This window comes from Mesorhizobium sp. WSM4989 (assembly GCF_029625795.1).
Classification (GTDB): Bacteria; Pseudomonadota; Alphaproteobacteria; order Rhizobiales; family Rhizobiaceae; genus Mesorhizobium.
In genome coordinates, this window is sequence record NZ_JARTVN010000002.1 from 1,521,896 (window position 1) to 1,543,037 (window position 21,142).

The window sequence follows — 21,142 nt, forward strand, 5'->3', positions numbered from 1 at the left end:
ATCCGAGTCCTTGCAGGTTGGCTATTTATCGACCGTCTGGCTTTTCCATGCTCGCCCGGTCCTGTTCGGTGCGCAGCTGGTCGAGCAGATCGATCAAGGCTTCGCCTTCGGGCGAGCCAGGCCCGCGGGCCATGAACGTCTCGATGTCAACCTCGGAGGGTTGACCGCCCGAAGCCCGGTTTGGCTCATGCCTCACGAAAATCTCATCGCGCTCGCCGACCTTGACGACCAGCCAGCGGTCGCCGTTGGAACTTGTGTAGAATGCCCGTGACGGGTTTGACATGGCGGACCTCCTTTGACCTGTCTGCAAACGGCATCACGCTGGTCGTCTATTCATGTCGGTTGGCCAGGTAACTACCCTCGGCGTGGGGATAGATATATCCCGCGTGTCCCTCGGCAAGCCCGCTCCGTTATTGCCCCACCAGGATACCAGCCTCGCGCGCAGCCAAAGCGAACGCCCGCCGAACGCTCGATATGGGCTTTTTGTCCGCGCTGGCATCGTGGCAAGCCTGGAGCGCGGCGCGATGTGACGGTCCACGCTTGCCCGGCCACTTCCGAAGCAGAAATGACGAGCATTCGTAAACGTCAGTGATGATCGTCTCGGCGCCTTGAGCACTGGCCCGAACAGTCACCGGCTGAGTGAATTTGGGATTTTGCATCGCTGTCCTTAGGGCATTGACGCCTGGATAGCGAGGCAATTCCACGTTCCGCCCCAATTCGCGCGGGGACCTCCCAGTTCGCCGTCAAGCCGTTTTGTTGACGCGAGGTGTTTCTCCTGGTCGAGGATCTGCTGAGCAGCTTATGCGTCTTATCGTGCTCGAGCTCCTGCGCCCATTCCCCAAAGAGCCGGCCGGGCAATGTCATGGGTGCTCAACCGCCTGGCAGGCCGCCAGCAAGCCGGCATTCGCGATCGGGCCGCCGACTTCCAAGCGAGGCCCTTCGATAACGTCGTATTTCTCGCCGGAAGTCTTCTTGCCGGTCGACTTGAACACCTGTTCGATTTTCGTGAGCTGACCCTTCGTTTCCTTAAAGTGGTCCTCCGCGGGGGAATTGGCATGGAGAAAGAGCGGACGCAACGAATGGTTCTGTGTCACCACCCGGCCTGGTGACTTTCCGCCACTCGCGGTGATCGTCCCGCCATTCAGGTCGGATGGTGGATTACGCAATCAGCTGCCGAGTGCCATTCCAGAACCGACTCGCCAGCTGGAAGGCCGTCGGTCTTGAAAGGCGAGAATTAGTGCCGGCCGCGCCTTGTTTAGAACACTGAACGGGTCTATGTTGCAAATATCGATCTTGTCTGTCGAACTTTGTTTCTGACGCGAAACGCGTCTTCGGCGATCTTCTCCTCTCAAAATCGATCTGAACCGTTTGCCGTGTGTCTTGCACGGCAAGCAATTTTCTATGGATGATTGAAAGGAAATCGCCATGAATACGGGAACCGTAAAGTTCTTCAATTCGACCAAAGGCTTCGGCTTCATCGAGCAGGGTGGCGGCCAGCCGGACGTGTTCGTCCACATCTCCGCTGTCGAGCGGGCCGGTCTGCGCTCACTGGTCGAGGGCCAGAAACTCAGCTTCGAACTCGTGAAGGACAAGCGTAACGGCAAATTCGCGGCCGAGAACCTGCAAGCCGCATAAATTATTGCGCTCTGGCCGTTGACCACGGATGTACTGGCACAGGCCACAGAGCGCAGATCAGAGAGGTCGGGCAAGCCCGGCCTTTTTTTGTTTTCCGATTTGGAGAGCGCATCATGCGACACCCCGATATACCGCAAGGAATATTCAAGCCCAAGCCGACCGCGATCGAGACAAGGCAGGACGCCACAGCCAGGGCCGCCCGCCAAATTATCGACGGTGAAGACGCCGCGCGAGAACAGAAGACCGAGCGGTTAAGGCTGGCGAGGCTTGCCAGGGAGGCAACAAATACGTACACGCCGACGGCGAAGAAGCCAACGAACGGGCGTAAGCACGGCTAGGTGTATCAGCGATACGATCACAACAACGGGCAGGAAGCTGCGACGGGTTTGACTTTCGGGCGCCGGCCTCCAACGGCCCGGCCAAGTCATCTTGGTAGCTGCGGCCTCCGGTCTGTCCTCGCTCGCGACCTTGTGAGAGGTCGCGGCTTCACCGGACATAGTTCAAACCCTACGGCTATCATTGCTTCCCGACCTTAGAGGGGATCTTCTCGCGCCTTTTCGAATAACTGCACTGTCTGAGCGCGGCCATAAATGCCTCGGCTGCCAGGTCGCATTTGCGCTTGGATGGACCGTTGCTCTGGATGACAATTTCGGCCTGCCTGGTTGTCAGACCATGCTTTGCCGCAAACTCGTCTATGTCGGCTTCCGTCCAGCACGACCGCTTCAAACCTTGCATTTTATCTCCTGGTCCCGAAATCGTGAGGAGCCAACGCCGGACCGTCGATAAGGTTTCTGATCAACGCCGAGAGCCCTCAACTCGGCTGGTCGCCAGAGGCGCCTTCTCGTCGACGGCTATGGAGCGTCACCACGCTCTCGTACTCTTTCCGTTCTGGCCTCTGAATGGCAGGCAACTTACATAGCCAGGGCTATGGCCTCGGCTGGAACGCTGCCGCGCTCACGAGCCTGGAGGCTATAGAACGGCCCGGCAGCCATCTTGCTTCGGGGGGAAGTGGTGACGCACCGCCGTGCCGAGGTAGTCCGGGAGTGGGTAGCCAAAAACCCCGGACAGCGTTAACCATAGCGTCACGGCGGGCGATGGCAATTGTTGATTGGGTCAGCCCACGAAGGCGTCCGATCCCGAAACCGAGCCCGATTGCAATGCCCGTAAAGAACTTGCCAGCAGCACCTAGGGCAATGACGCGGACCTTGGCCCAAACGTCTACGCGGAGCTCTCTGAGGGCAGTGGCGATATCATCGAAGATCGCGTCCATAGGCTGGCGTTTTCGCACCAGTTTGGCGACTGCTGAAAGAGATCGCCGGGCGAGGAACCCCAAATCCTCAAGCCCGGCGTAGTTACTTCCTGATGCCCAATCAGGAAGTCCGGTGAGGCGTTACCGGCAATTTCTTCGATGCAAGGTCGATGCCAGCATTCCCGTCCTAAAACGACACAGATGTGTTTGGTCTCAGCCGGCCAAGGCGTGCTGCGCGTATGCTTTCATGATCGGCATACAGGCTCCCTTCGCGAGCAATCAGGGGAGCGGGATCGGCTTGTCGCTGAGTGTGCGCAAGTAGGCGATCAGGTTGACCCGTTCAGTCTCGTCCGGAACGCCAGGCGTCTCCATCTTAACGCCGGGCGTGGTGAGCATGGGCCCGAAAAGATATCTGTTCAGGTCCTCATACGTCCACACCCACACACCTTCCCAGCCCAGCAAGGCATCGGAATAATCCATTTTTGCCGTGGAAGCCTTGTCGCGGCCGACTACCCCCCACAAGTTCGGTCCCGTTTTGCTCCCTCCCTGGGGCTCGCCATTGTGGCAACCGTGACACACATGGGTGAAGTAGGTTCGGCCATTCTCGACGTCGGCAGCAGCCAACTTCATCGAGATCGGAGCCGGTGTCGGCAAGACGACGCCGTGCGACATGAGATAGTCAGCGATTTCGCGTTGCCCCTTGCGTTTTGCGAGATGGATCGGTGTCTTGCCGTCCTTTGTCCTCGCATTCACGTCCGCGCCGGCCTCGACCAGTGCCTTCACGCAATCGATGCAACCGAGATTGACCGCGATGTGGATAGCGTTTTCGCGGCTGCGGATTTGGATTCGCGCCGTCGTCCAGCAACAGATTGATCAGGTCGATCCTGCGTTTTGCCAAAGCTGGCATGAGCGCAGGACCCAAAACACGGTGTCGGGGCGGCGTTGACGTCCGCACCGCGTTCAATGAGCATTTTTGCCGCTGCAAAATGCCCACCCTTGACCGCAAGATAGAGTGGTGTCGCTTTCCCGTCACTCTCATCGACGCCTGCACCTGCGTCGAGAGCTGCCGTGATCGCCCCGATATCGCCCTTCATAGCGGCGTCGTGGATGGCGGCGGCATACGATGCCGTCGGAACGGGCAGAAGCAGTAACAGAATGAAAAGCAAAACGTCGCGCATTCGGCATCCCCTGTGCAAACCGGAGGACGTGGCACGCTTCGAGAAGCGCAGAGTCTAGTGTGAATGCCAAATCGCGGCAAGGTATTTCAGTAACTGCTAACGGAACCGAAGCCGCCATTCGAGATTGAATCAAATTGGAGTTTTGCGTTGGGGTTCGTATGCGTAAGCCTGCCGGCGAAGCCCGGCTGTACTTTATTAGGCCTCTTGAGCCAATCCAGGTTGAAACACCGCCAGTCAGCGATGATTGGCTGCACGAAATCAAATACGACGGCTACAGAATCCAGGTCATCCTCGACGGGGCCGGCGCGCGCGCCTTCTCCCGCCATGGGCACGACTGGTCGCAAAGGTATTGGCCTATCGTCGCTGCGGCCGAGAAGCTGCCCGCCAAGGCCTTCATCCTTGACGGGGAGATGATCGCGCCGGAGCCGGATGGACGACCGAACTTTCACCGGATGCATTCGCGGATGGTGTGGAATGCCGAACAGCTTGCATTCGTCGCTTTCGACATCCTGCACCTCGACGGCCAGGATCTTCGTTCCCTGCCGCTGATGGAGCGCAAGGCCAAGCTCTGGAACCTGATTAAGCCGGCCAAGGGGATCATTCAATACGGCGATCATGTAGAGGGCAATGGCGCCGCGTTCTTCGAAGCCGTCGAGCAGATGGCCCTTGAAGGAATGGTCTCGAAGCGACGCGAAAGGCCCTATCGAAGCGGGAAGTGTCGGCGACTTCAAGCTTCTGGGCATCGGACGCGAGCCTGGGAAGCCTGCTGTGGCGATCATGGCGCGCGGTGGCCGATATGCCGGCACCGCGTTCATAACGCTGCCCAGCGGCCTCAGGGAACGGCTTTGGAAGCGTGTCCAGGAGGCCAGCGCGCCAAAGCCCGCGCAGCGGGTGCCGAGCGCCTTTGCCGATGCTGTCGAGTGGGTTAAGCCAGGCATCACGGGCCGGGTAAGATTCCTTCGCGGCGAGCATACGCTACGCCATGCGACACTACAGGACTTCGAGGAAGGAACCTAAGGCAGCCTCGCCGCGTCCCGACAGCAGGCCGAGCGCCATGACCGCGTCGCCTGAGTCCGTTTCCTTGGGACGCGCTTTAGGTCTTCACATAAACTGGCGTTTCTACCCATCGGCTTGATACTGTGGTATGTAGATGCCGCAATTCCATTGGTGGGACCACGGATATTCCGCTCTACCGTGCAGGCTGCCCCAGCGCAGCTGGCGTGGTACGGATCGTCCGGCGCAAATGACGATCGATCAGGGAGGTATGCCATGCGCGCAATCGCACTTTTGATCGCCTCGTCGGCCACGATCTTCATTGCAAGTCCTTCGCTGGCGCAGGATGTCGCCGCAGGCGAGAAGGTCTTCACCAAGTGCAAGGTCTGCCACATTGCAGACCAGGACCAGAACAAGGTCGGCCCGTCTCTGCACGGCGTCATCGGGCGCACCGCGGGCACGCATCCCGGTTTCACTTATTCCATGGCCATGACCGAGGCCGGAAAATCCGGCATCAAATGGGATGAGCCTAGGCTGACAAAGTACCTTCAGGACCCGAGGGGGACGGTCAAGGGTACGAAGATGGCGTTTCCCGGCCTCAAGAACGATCAGGACGTGGCCAACGTCATTGCTTACCTAAAACAGTTTTCCAAGTAATCGGGCCATTCCAGGCCCCTGTCTGTGGCGCCGGCTCGCCCCGACCGAAGGCGGCCGGGGATGGCGGCCGCGAGGCGCGAAGGCAACTCGCCCAAAGAGTTTCAGACGAGGTTGACAGCGTTTTCGAAGTTATCTTCGACGCTGCAGCACCGCGAGGCAGGTTGGCCGGCTGACATGCAAAGGAGAAATGCCGTCACCCCAGGCAACGGGGGCGGGCATCTACCCACTCTTCAAATCCGGAGCCAATGTGCGATAGCGGGCTCTATGTTTCACGGTGTGGACCTATGCGCGCGGTGACAGGGCTTCAGTCGTACCTAGCGCCGGCTGTGTGCCCGAACTCGGAACGAATGGATAGAGGCACCGTTGAAAAGGGGTGCCGGCAGCTCCCGGTAACGGCGGTTGAGCGCAAGCCATCGGCTCCAGCGCTTGGCGGGTTCGCGCTGGAGCCGTCTTGCTAGGAGTGAAGGAAATGCAAGACCCTCGCAACAGTGTCCTGGAAGCTCGTTGGCTTCTCGCCGTGCCCGCTTCGCTTGCCCTGACTGTGCTGCTGGCAGGGCTGTTGCTTTCCTGACGGACGCGGCCGCTTGCACCTTGCCGTGGGAGTAGACGACGCTGCATCTGCCCAGGCTTGGAACGGGTAAGAGGCCCCGGCCTGCTCTCCACGTCCCCACCCACCCCGCGACAGGCCGGGTCCTCCTGCCCCAAGCTAGGCCCCGCCGTCTCTCCGACCTCGGGGAACGTTCGGACCGGCGAGCGGTTATGAACTCGGCGGCACGGTTGGTGTCCCAGTTCTATCCGAGTCGCCTGATAAGCAGCAACGGAGCCCGCTCGACCCTCCCGCGAGCGGGCTCTTGCCTTTCCAGCAATCATGTCTTCACAACATTTGATAAAATAGTCGGGAACCGAGCCCGGTTCCTGTAAGTTTATGCGCACCGCCGGTAACAGCCAAATGGATATCGGCGGCTGAGAGACAGCTCCCTTCTGCGACTGGAGGCGGTATGTACCCTGTCAATCCCTTCACGCGCACCTCTATAACAACGACTTTCAGCTAGTCGCCGAGGGAAGCTATCGACCGTTCCTGTCAGAAATTGCGTGAAACCAGGCCGCTGGTAACCCGCACCGGTTAAGCCACCTTATCACCCGGAATGCGGTCGGGATATCTGACACCAGTGATGAATGGCGGGTCGTGGTAGAGGAATGCGGTGTAGGCACGATCAGCCGCACATTCAGGGAGGGGTGCCAGCCTTTAACTTTGCCGAAGCCCAGATGATGCGGCGTGGCCTTCATAAGATGACAGACAACTGATCATCGGGCGGCCTGCATCCCGTTGGCGGATAGTGGAACAAAGGCCGTCAGACCGTGCCTCCCCGCAAACTCCCCAAGGTCGTAGGCTTCCTCCCAACACGACCGCTTCAAACCTTGCATTTTCGCTCCCGTGGTATCGAAGGTGACGAGGCAATGCGAGAATCGCCGCTCGGTGCGATGGGTATTTCTCGCTGGCCCTTTGGACGGTCATAAGGCCGCGTTGCCTTCTTGCTTTTTCTGAAGTTGGTCGCGCCGACGGGGCAGGGGAGCTCCCATGCTCGGTCGCGACAGGTGTTTCTTTTGGCTTCGGCACGGCAAAAAACGTTCTCACCGGCTTTCCGTCGTTGCATGCCGCCTAATTCTACCTACTCTTGCGAGCGGCAGCTGCCCGCGCCGGCGCCTCCTGGATGTTGGCGGCGCCGCCCATGTCACCATTCTTGGTACGGCCCGCCCCCGGTCCTGCTCCAATATCGGCGCCCGTCATCGGATCGGAAGCGGGGTCCGAGAGTGTCCGCTCCGCCATATTGGCCGCGAGCTTCTTGTCCTTGGCATTTAGCTTGATAGTCGCCATCCCGTCACCGCCGTCGGCGGGCATCACCTCTTCGAGATTGTCGATGCGGTCCCATTCGCCTCCCGAGTTCCAGGGTCCCGTGGCGTCTCCTTCGCCTTGCGAGGTGTTGACGTACATGCTGGCATATTTCTCGATGCCCGGCAGTTTGCCCGTCGGGAAGTTGTTCTCTATCGCGTACAGCGCTTTCTCGAAAGACTTCTGGTGGGCGACTTCGCGCGTCATCAGAAAGCCGAGGGCATCCTTGACGCCGGGATCATCGGTGATGTTGATCAGTCGCTCGTACACAATCTTGGCACGAGCTTCGGCCGCGATGTTGGAGCGCAGGTCCACCGTTGGTTCGCCGCGAGAATCGATGTAGGCGGCGGTCCAAGGCACTCCGGCCGAGTCGCACAATGCGGGTCCGCCGCCAAACAGGATTGACTCCTTGGCCGTTGTGCCGCTGGCGCCAACCATCAAATACAGCTCGGCTTCCTTCATCTGTCCCTCGGCAAGCTGCGCCTTGAGCCCCTTGTTCAGCATTGTGACAATAGATCCGACCACCTCGAGGTGGCTTAGTTCTTCGGTCGCAATGTCGAGCAACATGTCTTTCCGGCCGACATCATCCTCGCCCAGCCCCTGGGTGAAGTAGCGCATAGCGGCGGCCAACTCGCCATCGGCTCCGCCGAATTGCTCCATTATCATGCATGCCAGTTTCGGATTCGGCTCCGACACACGGACGGTGTATTGCAGTCGCTTATTGTGCATGAACATGAGTTTTCTCCAGGGTTGGGGTTCCCCGAACCGTCCATCAGCGGGAATGTTCCCTCGCACAGTTCGATTGCAAATAGACTGGCCGGCAGCGCCTGATCGGTGCAAACGTCGCACCCGGGTCAGACCGGCGCGGAGAGCGGCAGGCGAAGGGCGCTGTCTGCGCTATAAGTCCAAGACTAACTACCAAGGCGCCAGCGAAATCGCCGAGGCAAAGGAAGTCCCGTGCCGTTCCCGAGGCAGACATAGCTTGCGAGGCTGAGCGGCGTTTAGCCATAGGCTGGCATCAGCGATGTCTTCTCACAACAAAGGAGAGCTACTACCAGACCTTGATGAGTACCTTGCCCTTGGCACGCCTGTTCGACGCCAGAGCCTCATTGGTCGCTTCAAATGGAAAGACCCTGTCGACGACCGGTCGGATCGCTCCTGATTCGGCATCACGTGGTCATCAGGAAGCACCAGGTGAAAGCCCGGTGGAGCCCCGGCGCCGGCCTGGCGAACTAGGGGGCCGCCGCACTTGCAAGATAGCTAATTTCTACCTCAAAAGGACAGGGCCTGATCGCGTACCTCTCGGTTCGTCCATCGATCAGGAATATAATCCTCGCTGGTGCGGCGACCTCATTTTTGGAGCAACTGGCCAGTTCGCGGATGCCATGTTCGGCTTAACCCGCGACCGCGAGCCCAACAGCGATACCACGTATGTTCGCCGGTGTGGCTTTGGGGGTGGCCACCGGGCCTTGCCGGCAGGGGTAAGAGCCGGCGAGCCACTATATGCGCAGCTGCTAATAATGAAATTCAACCAAAAAGCGCTCATCGACCTGCGATGCGAGGCAGCGTGGCCACTGGCTTCTTACGCCTCGCTAAGCGGATGCCAATATTCGGCAGAATCCGATAACCCGCCGCTCGGTGTGCCCCCACACCCAGCGGCGGGCTAAGGTGACCGGCGCCTGTTCTCGTGGGGGAGAATTGCCTGAGTCCCGGCGCCGGCCTGGCGAACGAAAGGTCCGCCGCACATGCAAGATAGCTAATGTCTACCTCAAAAGGACATGGCGTGATCGCGTAACCTCTTGGCAATCGGCTGGAGATCAGGAATATAATCCTCACCCGTGCGGCGACCCCACTTCACGAGGATCGCCATGACAATGAAGTTTCCCTTCACGGAAGACCCGCTCGGCAAAAAGCTGGAGGCCGGGACGGGCCTGTCTGTCTGTTGCCTCACTTGTCGGCGGTCGGCGGTGCTGGACGTTGCCGCACTGGTTAGCGGCTCGGGCCGGACCATGGATGCCTGCACTGGGATTTGGTGAAGGCCATCTTCTGCCACGAGTGCCGCGCCGCCGGCCGTCAGAACCGAAACCTTCAGTTCACCAATCATGCAGTGACGCCGGATAAGCGGAAAGGGTGAACGTCTAGTCCTTAGCCCGAACGGGCAGAAGCAGAGCATAAACGGCCAGAGCAGCCATCACAAGGCTTGCGACCATCCCGACCATATCTCGCTGCCGATAGCGCCAGACCGCGCTGGCGACCATCACAATGCCGATTGCGGCAATGCGACCCTGCGATGGACCGGCATCATCAGCCAGAACGCTTTCTGACAGCGTCCCGGTTGACCGTTATCCCGAGATGTTGTCCGCTAACGGTAACGGTGTTTTCGTCAACCCGCGTCACCTCGCCGATCAGCTCGATCTTCTGGCCGCTGCTAATGCTCGGAGTGGTATCCACGATCGAATGCGGCTGATGGTAGGACGGAATGAGGACGGCCACGCGATCCTCCGTCACGCGCTTTCGCACGGTTGCTGTTATCACGACCTCATCCCCGACTTTCAAAGAGCCGTTTGCCATGCGCCAACAACTCCGGCGCGGCAAATTGGTTCGAAAGAATCCGCTAATGTTTGGGCTGGTGGCCGCCCCTTCTCGCGACCCCTCAATCTGACCAGCCGCGTCTTCCCGAGAAGGTCGGGGTGTCGCCAAGGCTGGACCGATCGCGGGCCGCAAGCCAGCAGCAACATGTTCATGGATGGACGTGGCAGCGCCTATGACGATCGAGAGGCTGAAGACGAGCACGGCGGCGACAGCAACGACGAGCCGCAGGCAGACGATAGCGACGACGAGCACTCACTCGGCTGGACGGAAGTCGCCTCGCTAACCGGCAACCTGGGCTGCTACGGCAGCGAAGGAGATCTAGAGGAAGACATCCAGGACAGGCCTCACGATGACGACGAGCGGGAGCCGACAGGTGAAGACGACCCTATCACCTACGGTGACGGCTCCGGCCGTGCCATCGCTGAAAAGCTGTAAGAAGGCGCGGGCGCCCGCCGCGCCGGAGAGTTGAAATTGGACCCGCCGTCGAGCCCGCCGCTCGATCCCGACGCGATGGACCTCCGCGCGCACTACTGGGCAGCGAAGGGTTCTAATGGGCGCGGCAACCCCGCGTTTGTGGCGCACAACCAGCTTCCAGCATACAATGACGCCACACACCTGAACTCTCCAAGTTGGGGTTCTCTTTTGGCCCGGCTGCTCCGGTGGCCGGGCTTTTTAGCAATCGCGAATGTGTGATGTGCATTTGAACCGGATTGCGGGTTAGAGTGACCTGCGTCACCTAAATTACTCCATGGGACCGGCCCGGCGGCTTTCTTCGGCTTGCCGGGCCTTTTTAGTGTCCGCTATTTCAAGCAACGTGCCGGGAATACGCTGCTACGCTTTTTGCAACTAAATGCTACGGTATGGGCAGGGACCGTTGGGGACAAGGCACCCGCCGGAACCGCTGAAAGCCTTGACAGGCAAGGATTTGCCGTGACGAAGCGGGAAGGGTAGGGACGGGAGCGAGCGAATTTCAAGACCGGTGCCTTAAACCGCTCGGGCCGGAGAACAAATGCGCAGGCCTGCGGGGTTGGGGCCGATCGAAACAAGAGGACAAGTAGATGGTTAAGGCTCAGCGAGAAGATAGGGCGGAATGCACAAAGCCCGCGAGGAAGAAGATACGGTATACTCAAGTGCACCGGGCAGCAAGGATGTTAAACCGGTAATTCGTGGGTCACATGGACCTAGCCTTTCTTAAGCAATCACTCACCATCTCCGTCCACATGGATTTAAATAATTCCTGCGACAATAGTTGCGGCAGAGGCGGGGATTGTCATGGGTTTTATGGACCGCGTTGCTCCTGTGGTCGACGAGACGATAGCAACGCTGGCGAGGACCAAGTTTGTTGAAGACCCAATCGCCGGGGTGAAATACTCTCGCGCGACAAGCATCATCAGCTCCGCCTATAAGCGCCACGGTAAGATCCTGGAGACCGCCACCCGAGAAGGCTTGCGCGAGAGCAACCGACACAGCGTTTGGCAGGATGACATTTTCCGGGTGTCTCGTGCGGCTGACGGGCTGGCAAGCTCTCTCAGCCTGGATGAGTGCGCCAAGAGCGTTCTTTCCTACGGGGACGCGGTTCGAACGCTCCAGATCGACCTGCTGGCGTTCGACAACGCCGACAGGACCATGCGAGCTTACGAGATTAAACGAGGCAACGGGCATTTTGACGCTGGCAAGATTCGGTCGATCCGCCGCGATCTCATGTGCATTCAGGTGCTTCTGAGAAGCTATGGGGAGTTCTGCAAGTTTCAGCCCATGAGCGCTGAATCTAGGATCATCTTCTATTACGGAATGCGATCGCTGCCTCGCCCCTGGTCGCTGGATAAGTCTGAGCTAGACCAGCACTTCGGTTTCCCTATCATCGAGCTTGTCGAGAAGGCGAATGACTACTTCAAGGACCGGCTTCACGCCTTGCTTGAAGCAAAGCCGTAGTCCGAGGCTTTTCCAGTGCCTTGCGACAAGGTGGAACCCACATAAGTCGCGGCAGAGAGACAGTCCCCCCTTTTCCCAGACAAACCAGCCGTACCCGGTAGCCGTGCTCGCCTTGGCGTCAAGCCTTCCTTTCACCATCGGAACGCGCTCGGTAAACTGTGCGAACTTCACCGGCGGGTTCGCGGTAAAGATGTTTTCATATCGTCCCACGCTCTCGAGGAACACGGTTCGTGCAAGGATGGCCACGCCTTTACGGGCCACAATGAACGCTCTTTCTATGAAGTCCTCGGCCAGCCGAAATGGCGGGTTAGTGATCACCCAGTCGTGGGACTGCGCTTCATAGGGAAAGCTAAGGAAGTCCCTAACTTTGCCGAATCCATAGGAATAGGCATCGGCCGCTTCGACCGATCGAAAAAATTCGGCGAGGGCCCTCGCCATATACCCGCGTCCGCACGCCGGCTCGAGGCACGTGAGTCCTCGAACCTCATCGCGTCCTATAACGTGTTCAACGAGTGCTCTAGTTGCCCATGGCGGGGTTGGAAAGTCGTCGGCACTGTCGGCTGCTTCTCGCCGCTGAGCCATGACCGCATGTGAAGTATTCTGCATGCGAATCTCCATTTCCCTATAGTGGCCCACAAACCTTTACCGAAACTTGCTGGCTGATTGCTTGGATTTTCTTTTATTCCCACGTTGGCAAAAGACATTGCGCGAGCAGGCCCTTTAATGTCGCGGGATGCGCCGGCGATCTCGCTTGGAGGGGCCGTCGCCTTCGTTTTGCCCCTGAGGAATGCGAACAGTTTGGTAGCGCGTCCGACATGCTGCCGAACATCATCCGGGCTGCTGTTCACTTCCTCGAAGGGCGTCCGGCTGACCGAGGGAATGGCCGACCAGGCCCCGGTACGGACTGAAGTAGCGCGCCCGATCTCTTCTGCGGTTAGAGTAATTACAAGGAAGCTGCTTTGCCTAACGTTTCGGCTCAAAGCCCTGTTCGGCCATGCATGCGCGGAAGGTGCTGCCTGATGCAACCGCGCCGGCAATCCATAGTCGACCTGCAGCAACTTGCGTCTCGGCCGCGCGACCATTGCAGATTGCTTTCGCTCGCTCGAACCGCGCCTCATAGCTTCCAGTGGCGATTGGCCTCCACTCGCTTGATGGGCTGGTGTTACAGCCAGCGAGAATGCCGAATGCCGAGAGCATGCAAACGCCGCGTATCGTGAACATCCCCGGAATCCGCCCCATCAAAAAGCAGGATAACGCAACCATGCCTGTATGGGGAGCGGCTTGAGGATTTCAGCGAACAGAAACGCGACATCATGTTCCTCGGGACCGTGCTCGCCGGCTGGCTGGCACAGGCCTCCTCGCCGGCTGAGTTTTGTTACGGCGAACAACAGTGCCCCGTTGCCTCACGGTGGCAGGCTTTTCGTTGGCCTGCTATCTAACGCCATGGTCAAGAACAAGCCGCCGGCCGACCATCACTTCGTGCCGCAGTTCCTTCTCCGAAATTTTGTCGACGCGGCGGGCGAGTTGCACGTCTATGACCGGCGGACCTCACAACGGGGTGTGTTCAACAACTCACCTGAGAAGGTGTTCTTCGAAAGCCAGCTTTACACCGCATATGAGAAAGACCTGTCGAAGAACGTGGATCTTGAGCTAGCGTTTGCTAACCTAGAAGGCGTTCTCGCTCCTGTGGTTGACCGAATCGTCCAGGGAGCAAGGCAGGGCCAGGACGTGGCTCCTCATCCTGGCGAGCGCCAGTTGCTGGCGCTGTATACCTACTTCCAGTGGAAGCGCGTGCCGGACAATTTCAAGCAATATGCGAGCGTAGGAACGATCCGGGAGGACGGCGAGAAAGCCCTCCGCAAGTTCGAGGCGGAATTCGGGGCGCTCAATGACCAAGAGAGAGAGCATTTCCAGAAGGACGAGACTTGGCGCCGCATGCTCCAAAATGTCCGGAGGGATGTAATTGCGAGGGGCAACCCGGCCATTGTCGAAGCCATCAATAACAAGAGGCTTTGCATCGTCCGCACCTCAAACCCGGCACATGCCTTCATCATTTCGAGTTACCCGGTTTACAAACTGCACCATCCTGGAAGAGCCAACCTCGACGATCCTGAACTTGAGATGTGGTTTCCCATCGCCTCCGAGGTGTCGCTTGTCTGGGTAGGTCTGGGCGGCGACACCCTTTTCAAGCCGCTTTTCGATGGCGTCGAGATCAGAAAGCTGAACAAGGCAGCCGCGGCGAAAGCGAACATGATCGCCTCCCGCTCGCCCCAGCTTACGGCATCGCTTGCCAGCTGTGTTGGGAGGCAAATTGAGAGTAGAGGTGGACCACTTCCTCAGAGCGGTGGCTCACCTGCTGGATAGCGGAGCGGAAGGTTGCCGTTGCCAATGTTCAAGTATTGCCCGAGGAATTGCCCGCAGTCGAACGCCGCCTGAAGGCGCTCACGGTTGCCGTCATAGTTGACGATGTCAAAGCCAAACGTGCACTCGGACGCTTTCAGCTCGCCGACGCTGGAAAGATAGCTCTCCAGCGTGTGCCATCGCGCGCGATCGGCGAAGTGCGCGCGCAATGTCTGAGATCCTCCAGCGGGGACGACGGTATCGTCCTGTTCGAGATCGAGCCGTAAGTTTCCGCTAAACGCAGACCGGACCGTCCCTGAGAAACGGAACTCCCCGCTCACTCTGCCTATCGAAGCTGGACGGTTGCCGTCGTTTTCGGCCAGGAAGCGTATGTAGTCCTTGGTCGAAGCGATGGGGCGTACCGTTACATGCGATGACGCAAAACCAAATAGGGCGCGGTGTGAGTAGACGGCCGCTATTCCGCCAAGGATGACGGCCAGTCCGCCTACTGCCGCCACGATAGCGCCGAAATAGCGCCCCAGATGGTCGATGATGCCCTTTTTGGGTGTGGGTGTCTCGTTCGGCTTAGACTGGTGGGCGCCTCTGCGTTCAGGGCCGCCTTGTCGCTTTATCCCCACGGAAACCCCTGGGATGAGAGTTCGGTGTCGGCGGTCCGCAATGCCATTTGTTCACCTTGGTTCGCAGGTGTTTATTCGATGGATATTCGACGCGCCCGGGCAAAGATCCGCTAAGTGCTTGGAAAGACTGGTACGCCCAAGGGGAATCGAACCCCTGTTACCGCCGTGAAAGGGCGAGTTTCCAGGCGGATGGCAGTCTATTCGCGGCTACCGGCATCTACGCGCATTTCTGATAAATCGCTGAAAATGTTGAGTTTTCAAAATAGATGATCTATGGTCGCACTCCTGCGTTCACAGGTGCTATTTCGGGTCTTATTTCGGGTCTGCTTCTAGGGAAGGGGAAATCCGCATGGCGCGCACAAGGATAGAGGCGGCAATAACGACGCGGAATGCCCGCAAGCAGCTCAAGCCTCGCAAGAAGCCGTATTGTCGATCACTCGGCCCAACTGTTGCCATCGGCTACCAGAGGAAACAGCGAGGCGGGGTCTGGCAGGCGATTGAATCGCTCGGCAACAAACGTTACCGCGTTGAGCAGATTGGCATCGCGGATGATTTTTTGAACGCGGACGGTGTCAACGTTTTTGACTATGACCAGGCTAAGAGTGCTGTCCTTGCGAAGATTTCCTCGTGGCATGCAGAGGAAATAGCATCCGCGGAAGGCCCTGCGCCGACGGTGCGATCTGCCGTGGAGAACTATATTGAAGTGCAGGCGGCGCGGGAACGTGCCGTGGCAGGCAAAGGCAGATTGCGGGGTGATGCACGGCTTAGGCTTTCCCGACACGTGTTGTCGGATGCGCTATCTGATGTGGCGCTTCACGATTTGAAAGAGGCACATTTTGACCAATGGAGGAACCGTCGATCATCTGATCTTTCAGTGTCGACTGTTCGCCGGGTGGTCAACGATCTCAAGGCCGCCCTCAACGCCGCAGCTGTCAAAAATCGTTCGCGCCTTCCGGCTGATGTGGCGGTCGTCATCAAGAATGGGTTGTCAGCAGGCGAGGCCGCGCCACCTATTGCTCGCGACCAGGCCGCACTGCCCGACGCAGATATCCGCCGCATAATCGAAGCGGCGAGGGTGGTCGATATCGACCAGGGCTGGGACGGTGACCTTTTGCGGATCGTGCTGGTGCTGTCCGCGACCGGAGCCCGCTTTTCGCAAGTCACTCGCATGACTGTAGGCGATGTTCAGATACCACAAAGCCGATTGATGGTGCCAACGAGCCGTAAGGGCAGGGGTACGAAAAAGACAACGCACGTCGGTATCAGAGTTGGCATTGATGTCATCGATCAGTTGCGCCCCGCGATTGCAGGAAAGCAGCGCGGTGACGCTTTGCTTCAACGGTGGCGCCATGTTCAAACGAAGGCCACCGAATCCCAGCCGCCACAATGGGTTCGCGATGCCCGTGGACCGTGGGTCGCAGCAAGCGAATTGGCTCGGCCTTGGCTGGAGATCGTCACCCGCGCCGGCTTGTCGCGCGAGGTCGTGCCTTATTCATTGAGGCATTCCTCCATCGTTCGCCAGCTTAGGGCAGGCCTACCTGTTCGGCTTGTGGCCGCTCTCCATGACACCAGCACAACGATGATTGAACGCCATTATGCGTCGGCCATCGTCGACCTGCTTGATGAGCTATCAGCAAGCGCTGTGATTCCGCTAATCGCGGAGCGATCATCGACGAACATAGTTCCGTTGCGAATTGGACAGCTGGTGCCGGATGTTGGTCCTAATCAGGTCTCGGCAGGAGAGGCCTAGTCGGTCTTTTCCACCGCTTATGCACAGGCTCTTCGAAATTATGTGGAAACCCGCAAAAATAAAATCGAGCTTTTTGAACACTAATGAACCGAGATGAACGCGCCACTATGGCCTGCTGTCCGCAAATCGTGGGGTTGCGTACTTTTTCAGGGCCGTTTTTTTGCTGAAATTCGCCTTGTTTACAGCCTTCCACGCATGGTCATAGTTGGCTGCTGCAACGTCTCCTGAGGCAGCGACATGACCTTAAATTCCTCGATCAACGCTTCGCAAATCCCGGCGCCACGCCCTAAACTCGCGACCGACATAAAGGGCGCGGTGACTTACACGGGTCTGTGCCGGGCGCAGCTCTACAAGGATATGCGCGCCGGCCTGCTGGTTGCCCGCAAAAAAGGCACACGGACCGTTCTGCTATATGAAGAACTGGACCGCTACATACGAGCCATGCCGGAGGCGAAATTCAAGCCCCTGCCCAATGACACCATGAACTCGTAATCCCCCATCTCCAGGAACAATTTTGCCCACGGTCGTGCTGCAGAGCCCGATCTCGGGAAGGACTTTGCCATGGGTCGCCGCTCCGACTTCCCCCGCATCGCCAAAGACCTCTACAGCACACCGGCGATGGCGCTTCCGCCACTGCTTAAGCATCTGCCTGTTCCGGTCCGCTACCTTGAGCCGACTGCCGGCGACGGCGCTCTTGTCCGTGGCTTGGCAGACTATGGCCATATCTGCCATTTGGCAGTCGACCTGGATCCAACAGATCCGCACATCATCCGCCGAGACGCCCTATCTCTGACATCGGCCGACATCGTTGGCGTCGACATGATCATCGGAAATTTGCCCTGGTCGTGGCACTCATTTGAACCGATCCTGAATCACTTATTGGCGCTTGGTCTTCCCACGTGGATCTTGCGCGACACCCCGTGGCTATTCAACCGGCGCTCATCTGCGCTGCTCGATGGCTGCGCACTTGTGCAGCCTACGCGTCGCCTGCGCTGGATCCCAGGCACGAAAGACTGCGCAAAGGACGATAGCGCCTGGCACTTTTTTCCGCCCGGTCACTGTGGAGGACCAAAGATCCTTTCCCGTATCGAGGTGCCATGTTAGGCCATGGCGATATAGGCATGGAGCGGTGCCGCGCTTCTGCGGAACTGCCAGGGCACCAGCCGGTGGCTTGCCCGTTGCTGGCATTGGCTCGGATGGGTTGCAGATACCTCCGCAATGCGCAACCGGCTCTGAACAACCAAGGCTACCTCGGCAAATGGCTGGGTGTTGCCGACACTCTGCCGGCCAACTGGATTGCCAGACGCCAGACCGCCTGCGACGTCCCGGAACACATCGTCGAATCGGCAAAAGAATACCGACGCGCGGCCGGGAGAAGCTACTGATGGCCAAACCGCAGCGGCTTCACATCCTGTCCTACGCTGAGATGCGGGAACTGCGCGAACCCGAATGGCTCGTCGAGGGGCTGATCCAGAAGAACGCAGCCGCTTTGATGTTCGGCAAATCGAACTCATTCAAGTCGTTTCTCGCAATAGACATAGGCCTGTCGGTGGCGTCTCGACGTCCGTGGCACGGACATGAAGTGAAGCCTGGCTCCTGCAGACCCGAAGTTCTGCCAACTGTGCTGTTTGTTGCCACGGAGGGGGGAAATAGCGTCGGTCGCATGCGTATTCCAGCGTGGTACGACCACCACAGCATTCCCGAACACGAACGCAGAGCATTTCTCTATCCCCAAGAAGTCCTGCTCGATCAGCCTGAACATGTCTCTGGGTTGATCGCTGCAATCGCCAATGTCGAATTACACGCTCGACCACCTTTGAAATTCGCGTTGGTCGTCATCGACATCTTCGGTGGCTCGATGGCTGGATCTGAGATCGAAGACAGAACGGCGAGGGCGTGGGTGCATGGGATTCAGCGGATCATGCGCGAAACCGGCGTCGCCGTGCTGACCGTTGCACATACCGGATGGCAGGACGATAGCCGCGCCCGCATGCATACGCATTTCTGGGGCAGCTTTGATACGCGTTTAAAAGTCGTAGGCGATAAGGAAGCCATGACGGCGACCTTGGCCGTCGATAGGCACAAGGACGCCGACAGCGGCGGAGCGTGGGGGATGAAGCTGGTGAAGGCCGGTGACAGCCTGGTTCCCGAACTGGACGCCACGGTGAAGATTGGCCCGAGGAAGGCGATACTCTCCGCCAAAAACCGCGCCGCCCTAAACGCGCTTGATGATGCCTTGGTCGAGGCCGGGGTGCGCAAAGTCGGCGCCGATTGGCCGCCATGCAACGTCGTACCTATCGACGTCTGGCGCAAGCACTTCTACCGCCATTCTGCCGACGACGAACCAGAAGCCAAGAGAAAGGCTTTCCAGCGAGCCCGCGAAGCATTGAGGGAGCGTGGTGATGTCGAGTTCTATGACGACCATGCATGGCGCTGTCGTGGGTAGATCGGCGACCGGCGCCGGGACAACGGGACATACCTATAGGTATATGTCCCGCTTTGTCCCGTCTTCCTGCCGTCCGGGACGCTACGGGACATGTCCCGCAATGTCCCGTGATGTCCCGGTGTCCCGCCTTGTTCGGAACAGCAATCAACACCGACGCCTGGCGGATCCTGGCAACCACGGAGGTAGTGGCAATGATGTCAGATAACAGGACTTCTGAAATGCTGAGCTTTATGCGCCAAATGCGAGTCGTGCCGCCAATATGGAGCAATTCAGCGCATGGCAGGGCGCCAGATGTTCTGCCAAACCTACCGCAAGAAATTGAGCCGCTGCTCCGCGCAATTGAGAAATATCGCGCCAACATACGGGTACTCGACCAAGAGGAATTGGACGAGTTATGCTCGCACTTAGCTGGCCAGATGCTGAACTGGCGCTATGGCGACGACTGGAGATGCACCGCGATGGCCTTGTACCATTTGGTGAATGACGAGTCGTTTCGCCGTGCTGATGAACGCGAATTGGCTAGAAACTAGGGCTTCCCACGAGAGCAGTCGCAGGTAGCAGCGCCCAAAGCTGCTACCTGCTTTCGATAGAAACGATGACACCGGCGGGCAAATTCTTGAGCGCTACCGAGCTTGAACGCATCGAGCCTCTTAATTTTGAGCTTCGCCCACCACAGTCTGGTGCAAACCAACCGAGTGGTATTATAATACCTCCATGCCGAACGCCAAATTGAATATGCGCCAAGAACGCTTCTGCCTCGGCCTCGCTGAAGGCCTGCCCCAATCTCGCGCCTACATTGAGGCCGGCTATGTTGCGCGCGGCAATGCGGCTGAAGTGAGCGCTTCCCAGCTTCTCAGGAATCCTAAGGTCGCCGCCCGCGTCGCCGAGTTGCAGGCTGCAGCTGCAAAGCGTTCGGAGATCACGGTCGACGATTTGGTTGCCGAGCTTGAAAGCATGCGCAAACTCGCCATGGCATGCAAGAACCCGGCTGCAGGCGTGGCAGCTGTCATGGGCAAGGCAAAGCTGCTCGGGCTGATCGTTGACAAAGCCGAGATAGAGGCGACCGTTCGTAAACCCGCCCGTGAGCCCACCGACGACAAGCGCATGTCACTTGAGGAGTGGGAAAGGCGGTTCAGGCCGAAGACACCCGCATCGTAGCCCGGTGACGGCTACCGCGCCGCGCCTATTGCGAAATCGGCAAAGCCTGATGGCACAGCGAAAGGCAGCCTGTTTGCCGCTATTCGGCGGGCCGATCAGCGGATGATCAGGGGGAAGAGGCTCCGAGCTGGACACGGTCTCGACCGTCAGGGTGAGCCCCGCTGTGGCCAGGGACGCCGATACGATATGCGCTTCCGTTCTGGCGCGCAAGGCGAGCCAAATACTGGCTCGACGGATGGCATTGTGATATACTATGACTGCTAAGACAGTTTTACTGGAGCCGGCAATGGATCAGATCGGGATGTTTTGCCTTGGTGCTGTCATCGCGAGCATCATTTTCTACGGCATTACTAGTGCCACAAAGTGGGACAATCCTCTCAGCCTCATAGGCGGGGCGATATCAGCAGCCGTTGTAGGCGGGGTTCCGCTATTTATAAAGATGCTCGATCCTACATCGAGTAACATAAGTTTCTATCCAGTGGGTTTGGCTTACGGAACCCTCTGCGTGAACCTTTATTGGCTCAAAGGCCAAGACCTCAGCAAGATCAGTTTTTGGTCTCTTCAATGGTTGCATGTGATCGCGTTTGGGGCGGTGACCATCGCCTTGGCGATCTACGGCGGTAAGTTACTCATTGTGGGTTGATGCTCGGAACGGTGGTCATCTCCGATTTGAAGCCGCCCAT

Annotated in this window: 24 protein-coding genes, 1 tRNA gene and 1 pseudogene; 13 read left to right on the top strand and 13 right to left on the bottom strand. The window is 58.6% G+C overall.

Going from position 1 to position 21,142, the window contains the following annotated elements; genetic code table 11:
• Positions 1–25: 25 nt before the first annotated feature.
• The 3 genes from P9217_RS20070 to P9217_RS30445 all read right to left on the bottom strand — a co-directional run bounded on the left by P9217_RS20070 (position 26) and on the right by P9217_RS30445 (position 1,166).
• Positions 26–283, bottom strand: a complete 258-nt coding sequence (locus tag P9217_RS20070; RefSeq protein WP_066995590.1) for a hypothetical protein — start codon at positions 281–283, stop codon at positions 26–28.
• Positions 284–410: 127 nt separating this feature from the next.
• The gene (locus tag P9217_RS20075; protein ID WP_095825941.1) at positions 411–659 is read right to left on the bottom strand and encodes a DUF982 domain-containing protein; all 249 of its coding nucleotides are present in this window, start codon (positions 657–659) and stop codon (positions 411–413) included.
• Between the two features lie 201 nt (positions 660–860).
• Positions 861–1,166, bottom strand: coding sequence for a DUF892 family protein (locus P9217_RS30445; protein ID WP_336618935.1), 306 nt, complete (start codon positions 1,164–1,166; stop codon positions 861–863).
• A gap of 259 nt (positions 1,167–1,425) precedes the next feature.
• On the opposite strand from P9217_RS30445, the gene P9217_RS20085 reads away from it, so the two are divergent.
• Positions 1,426–1,635, top strand: coding sequence for a cold-shock protein (locus P9217_RS20085; RefSeq protein ID WP_278088236.1), 210 nt, complete (start codon positions 1,426–1,428; stop codon positions 1,633–1,635).
• A gap of 516 nt (positions 1,636–2,151) precedes the next feature.
• On the opposite strand, the gene P9217_RS20090 is transcribed toward P9217_RS20085, so the two are convergent.
• From P9217_RS20090 to P9217_RS20100, 3 genes are all read right to left on the bottom strand, one after another.
• Complete coding sequence (locus tag P9217_RS20090; protein WP_278052906.1) at positions 2,152–2,370, bottom strand: hypothetical protein; 219 nt, start codon at positions 2,368–2,370, stop codon at positions 2,152–2,154.
• Between the two features lie 793 nt (positions 2,371–3,163).
• Complete coding sequence (locus P9217_RS20095; RefSeq protein WP_347404361.1) at positions 3,164–3,667, bottom strand: c-type cytochrome; 504 nt, start codon at positions 3,665–3,667, stop codon at positions 3,164–3,166.
• A complete protein-coding gene (locus P9217_RS20100) occupies positions 3,664–4,062 on the bottom strand; it encodes an ankyrin repeat domain-containing protein (RefSeq protein ID WP_278088222.1) in 399 nt (132 codons plus the stop codon). The genes P9217_RS20095 and P9217_RS20100 overlap by 4 nt, the downstream gene beginning before the upstream one ends.
• Before the next feature lie 158 nt (positions 4,063–4,220).
• Here P9217_RS20100 and P9217_RS20105 point away from each other — a divergent pair, with 158 nt between their 5' ends.
• Positions 4,221–4,991: an RNA ligase family protein gene (locus P9217_RS20105; RefSeq protein ID WP_278088221.1), complete on the top strand. Its 771-nt coding sequence runs from the start codon at positions 4,221–4,223 to the stop codon at positions 4,989–4,991.
• 340 nt (positions 4,992–5,331) lie between these two features.
• The gene (locus tag P9217_RS20110) at positions 5,332–5,712 is read left to right on the top strand and encodes a cytochrome c family protein (RefSeq protein ID WP_278052903.1); all 381 of its coding nucleotides are present in this window, start codon (positions 5,332–5,334) and stop codon (positions 5,710–5,712) included.
• Positions 5,713–7,378: 1,666 nt separating this feature from the next.
• Here P9217_RS20110 and P9217_RS20115 read toward each other — a convergent pair.
• From P9217_RS20115 to P9217_RS20130, 4 genes and pseudogenes are all read right to left on the bottom strand, one after another.
• Entirely contained in the window at positions 7,379–8,338 is a 960-nt protein-coding gene (locus P9217_RS20115) for a manganese catalase family protein (RefSeq protein WP_278052902.1), read from the bottom strand.
• Between the two features lie 316 nt (positions 8,339–8,654).
• Positions 8,655–8,768: pseudogene (locus tag P9217_RS20120) on the bottom strand (NADP-dependent oxidoreductase); the annotation flags it as partial.
• Between the two features lie 603 nt (positions 8,769–9,371).
• Positions 9,372–9,707, bottom strand: a complete 336-nt coding sequence (locus tag P9217_RS20125; protein ID WP_278052901.1) for a hypothetical protein — start codon at positions 9,705–9,707, stop codon at positions 9,372–9,374.
• Positions 9,708–9,907: 200 nt separating this feature from the next.
• Positions 9,908–10,174, bottom strand: coding sequence for a hypothetical protein (locus P9217_RS20130; RefSeq protein WP_278054097.1), 267 nt, complete (start codon positions 10,172–10,174; stop codon positions 9,908–9,910).
• A gap of 171 nt (positions 10,175–10,345) precedes the next feature.
• Here P9217_RS20130 and P9217_RS20135 point away from each other — a divergent pair, with 171 nt between their 5' ends.
• Together P9217_RS20135 and P9217_RS20140 are read left to right on the top strand one after the other, a co-directional pair.
• Positions 10,346–10,630, top strand: coding sequence for a hypothetical protein (locus P9217_RS20135; protein WP_278054098.1), 285 nt, complete (start codon positions 10,346–10,348; stop codon positions 10,628–10,630).
• Positions 10,631–11,467: 837 nt separating this feature from the next.
• Entirely contained in the window at positions 11,468–12,127 is a 660-nt protein-coding gene (locus P9217_RS20140; protein ID WP_278054100.1) for a hypothetical protein, read from the top strand.
• Here P9217_RS20140 and P9217_RS20145 read toward each other — a convergent pair.
• Positions 12,029–12,565: a hypothetical protein gene (locus P9217_RS20145; RefSeq protein ID WP_278054102.1), complete on the bottom strand. Its 537-nt coding sequence runs from the start codon at positions 12,563–12,565 to the stop codon at positions 12,029–12,031. The two genes, P9217_RS20140 and P9217_RS20145, sit on opposite strands and share 99 nt — an antisense overlap.
• Before the next feature lie 1,005 nt (positions 12,566–13,570).
• On the opposite strand from P9217_RS20145, the gene P9217_RS20150 reads away from it, so the two are divergent.
• Positions 13,571–14,491 carry a DUF4238 domain-containing protein gene (locus P9217_RS20150; protein ID WP_278054103.1) on the top strand — a complete coding sequence of 307 codons (921 nt, stop codon included), beginning with the start codon at positions 13,571–13,573 and terminating at the stop codon, positions 14,489–14,491.
• Here P9217_RS20150 and P9217_RS20155 read toward each other — a convergent pair.
• Positions 14,464–15,105: a hypothetical protein gene (locus P9217_RS20155; protein WP_278054104.1), complete on the bottom strand. Its 642-nt coding sequence runs from the start codon at positions 15,103–15,105 to the stop codon at positions 14,464–14,466. The genes P9217_RS20150 and P9217_RS20155 overlap by 28 nt on opposite strands.
• A gap of 128 nt (positions 15,106–15,233) precedes the next feature.
• Positions 15,234–15,330: transfer RNA gene (locus P9217_RS20160), tRNA-Ser, on the bottom strand.
• A gap of 124 nt (positions 15,331–15,454) precedes the next feature.
• On the opposite strand from P9217_RS20160, the gene P9217_RS20165 reads away from it, so the two are divergent.
• The 7 genes from P9217_RS20165 (at position 15,455) to P9217_RS20195 (ending at position 21,102) form a co-directional block, all read left to right on the top strand.
• Positions 15,455–16,855, top strand: a complete 1,401-nt coding sequence (locus tag P9217_RS20165; RefSeq protein WP_278088220.1) for a tyrosine-type recombinase/integrase — start codon at positions 15,455–15,457, stop codon at positions 16,853–16,855.
• Between the two features lie 237 nt (positions 16,856–17,092).
• On the top strand, positions 17,093–17,347 hold the full coding sequence (locus P9217_RS20170; protein ID WP_278088219.1) for a hypothetical protein: 255 nt from the start codon (positions 17,093–17,095) through the stop codon (positions 17,345–17,347).
• 69 nt (positions 17,348–17,416) lie between these two features.
• A complete protein-coding gene (locus P9217_RS20175; RefSeq protein WP_278088218.1) occupies positions 17,417–17,959 on the top strand; it encodes a hypothetical protein in 543 nt (180 codons plus the stop codon).
• Between the two features lie 280 nt (positions 17,960–18,239).
• Complete coding sequence (locus P9217_RS20180) at positions 18,240–19,301, top strand: AAA family ATPase (protein WP_278088217.1); 1,062 nt, start codon at positions 18,240–18,242, stop codon at positions 19,299–19,301.
• 128 nt (positions 19,302–19,429) lie between these two features.
• The gene (locus P9217_RS20185) at positions 19,430–19,831 is read left to right on the top strand and encodes a hypothetical protein (RefSeq protein ID WP_278088216.1); all 402 of its coding nucleotides are present in this window, start codon (positions 19,430–19,432) and stop codon (positions 19,829–19,831) included.
• A 184-nt stretch (positions 19,832–20,015) separates the two neighbouring features.
• On the top strand, positions 20,016–20,459 hold the full coding sequence (locus P9217_RS20190) for a terminase small subunit (protein WP_278088215.1): 444 nt from the start codon (positions 20,016–20,018) through the stop codon (positions 20,457–20,459).
• Positions 20,460–20,745: 286 nt separating this feature from the next.
• Positions 20,746–21,102 carry a hypothetical protein gene (locus P9217_RS20195; protein ID WP_278088214.1) on the top strand — a complete coding sequence of 119 codons (357 nt, stop codon included), beginning with the start codon at positions 20,746–20,748 and terminating at the stop codon, positions 21,100–21,102.
• Positions 21,103–21,142: the final 40 nt, after the last annotated feature.

Coding starts and splice junctions, on each gene's coding strand:
- P9217_RS20070 (WP_066995590.1), bottom strand. CDS start 283: ATGTCAAACCCGTCACGGGCATTCTACACAAGTTCCAACGGCGACCGC.
- P9217_RS20075 (WP_095825941.1), bottom strand. CDS start 659: ATGCAAAATCCCAAATTCACTCAGCCGGTGACTGTTCGGGCCAGTGCT.
- P9217_RS20085 (WP_278088236.1), top strand. CDS start 1,426: ATGAATACGGGAACCGTAAAGTTCTTCAATTCGACCAAAGGCTTCGGC.
- P9217_RS20090 (WP_278052906.1), bottom strand. CDS start 2,370: ATGCAAGGTTTGAAGCGGTCGTGCTGGACGGAAGCCGACATAGACGAG.
- P9217_RS20100 (WP_278088222.1), bottom strand. CDS start 4,062: ATGCGCGACGTTTTGCTTTTCATTCTGTTACTGCTTCTGCCCGTTCCG.
- P9217_RS20105 (WP_278088221.1), top strand. CDS start 4,221: ATGCGTAAGCCTGCCGGCGAAGCCCGGCTGTACTTTATTAGGCCTCTT.
- P9217_RS20110 (WP_278052903.1), top strand. CDS start 5,332: ATGCGCGCAATCGCACTTTTGATCGCCTCGTCGGCCACGATCTTCATT.
- P9217_RS20115 (WP_278052902.1), bottom strand. CDS start 8,338: ATGTTCATGCACAATAAGCGACTGCAATACACCGTCCGTGTGTCGGAG.
- P9217_RS20125 (WP_278052901.1), bottom strand. CDS start 9,707: ATGATTGGTGAACTGAAGGTTTCGGTTCTGACGGCCGGCGGCGCGGCA.
- P9217_RS20130 (WP_278054097.1), bottom strand. CDS start 10,174: ATGGCAAACGGCTCTTTGAAAGTCGGGGATGAGGTCGTGATAACAGCA.
- P9217_RS20135 (WP_278054098.1), top strand. CDS start 10,346: ATGGATGGACGTGGCAGCGCCTATGACGATCGAGAGGCTGAAGACGAG.
- P9217_RS20140 (WP_278054100.1), top strand. CDS start 11,468: ATGGGTTTTATGGACCGCGTTGCTCCTGTGGTCGACGAGACGATAGCA.
- P9217_RS20145 (WP_278054102.1), bottom strand. CDS start 12,565: ATGGCGAGGGCCCTCGCCGAATTTTTTCGATCGGTCGAAGCGGCCGAT.
- P9217_RS20150 (WP_278054103.1), top strand. CDS start 13,571: ATGGTCAAGAACAAGCCGCCGGCCGACCATCACTTCGTGCCGCAGTTC.
- P9217_RS20165 (WP_278088220.1), top strand. CDS start 15,455: ATGGCGCGCACAAGGATAGAGGCGGCAATAACGACGCGGAATGCCCGC.
- P9217_RS20170 (WP_278088219.1), top strand. CDS start 17,093: ATGACCTTAAATTCCTCGATCAACGCTTCGCAAATCCCGGCGCCACGC.
- P9217_RS20175 (WP_278088218.1), top strand. CDS start 17,417: ATGGGTCGCCGCTCCGACTTCCCCCGCATCGCCAAAGACCTCTACAGC.
- P9217_RS20180 (WP_278088217.1), top strand. CDS start 18,240: ATGGCCAAACCGCAGCGGCTTCACATCCTGTCCTACGCTGAGATGCGG.
- P9217_RS20190 (WP_278088215.1), top strand. CDS start 20,016: ATGCCGAACGCCAAATTGAATATGCGCCAAGAACGCTTCTGCCTCGGC.
- P9217_RS20195 (WP_278088214.1), top strand. CDS start 20,746: ATGGATCAGATCGGGATGTTTTGCCTTGGTGCTGTCATCGCGAGCATC.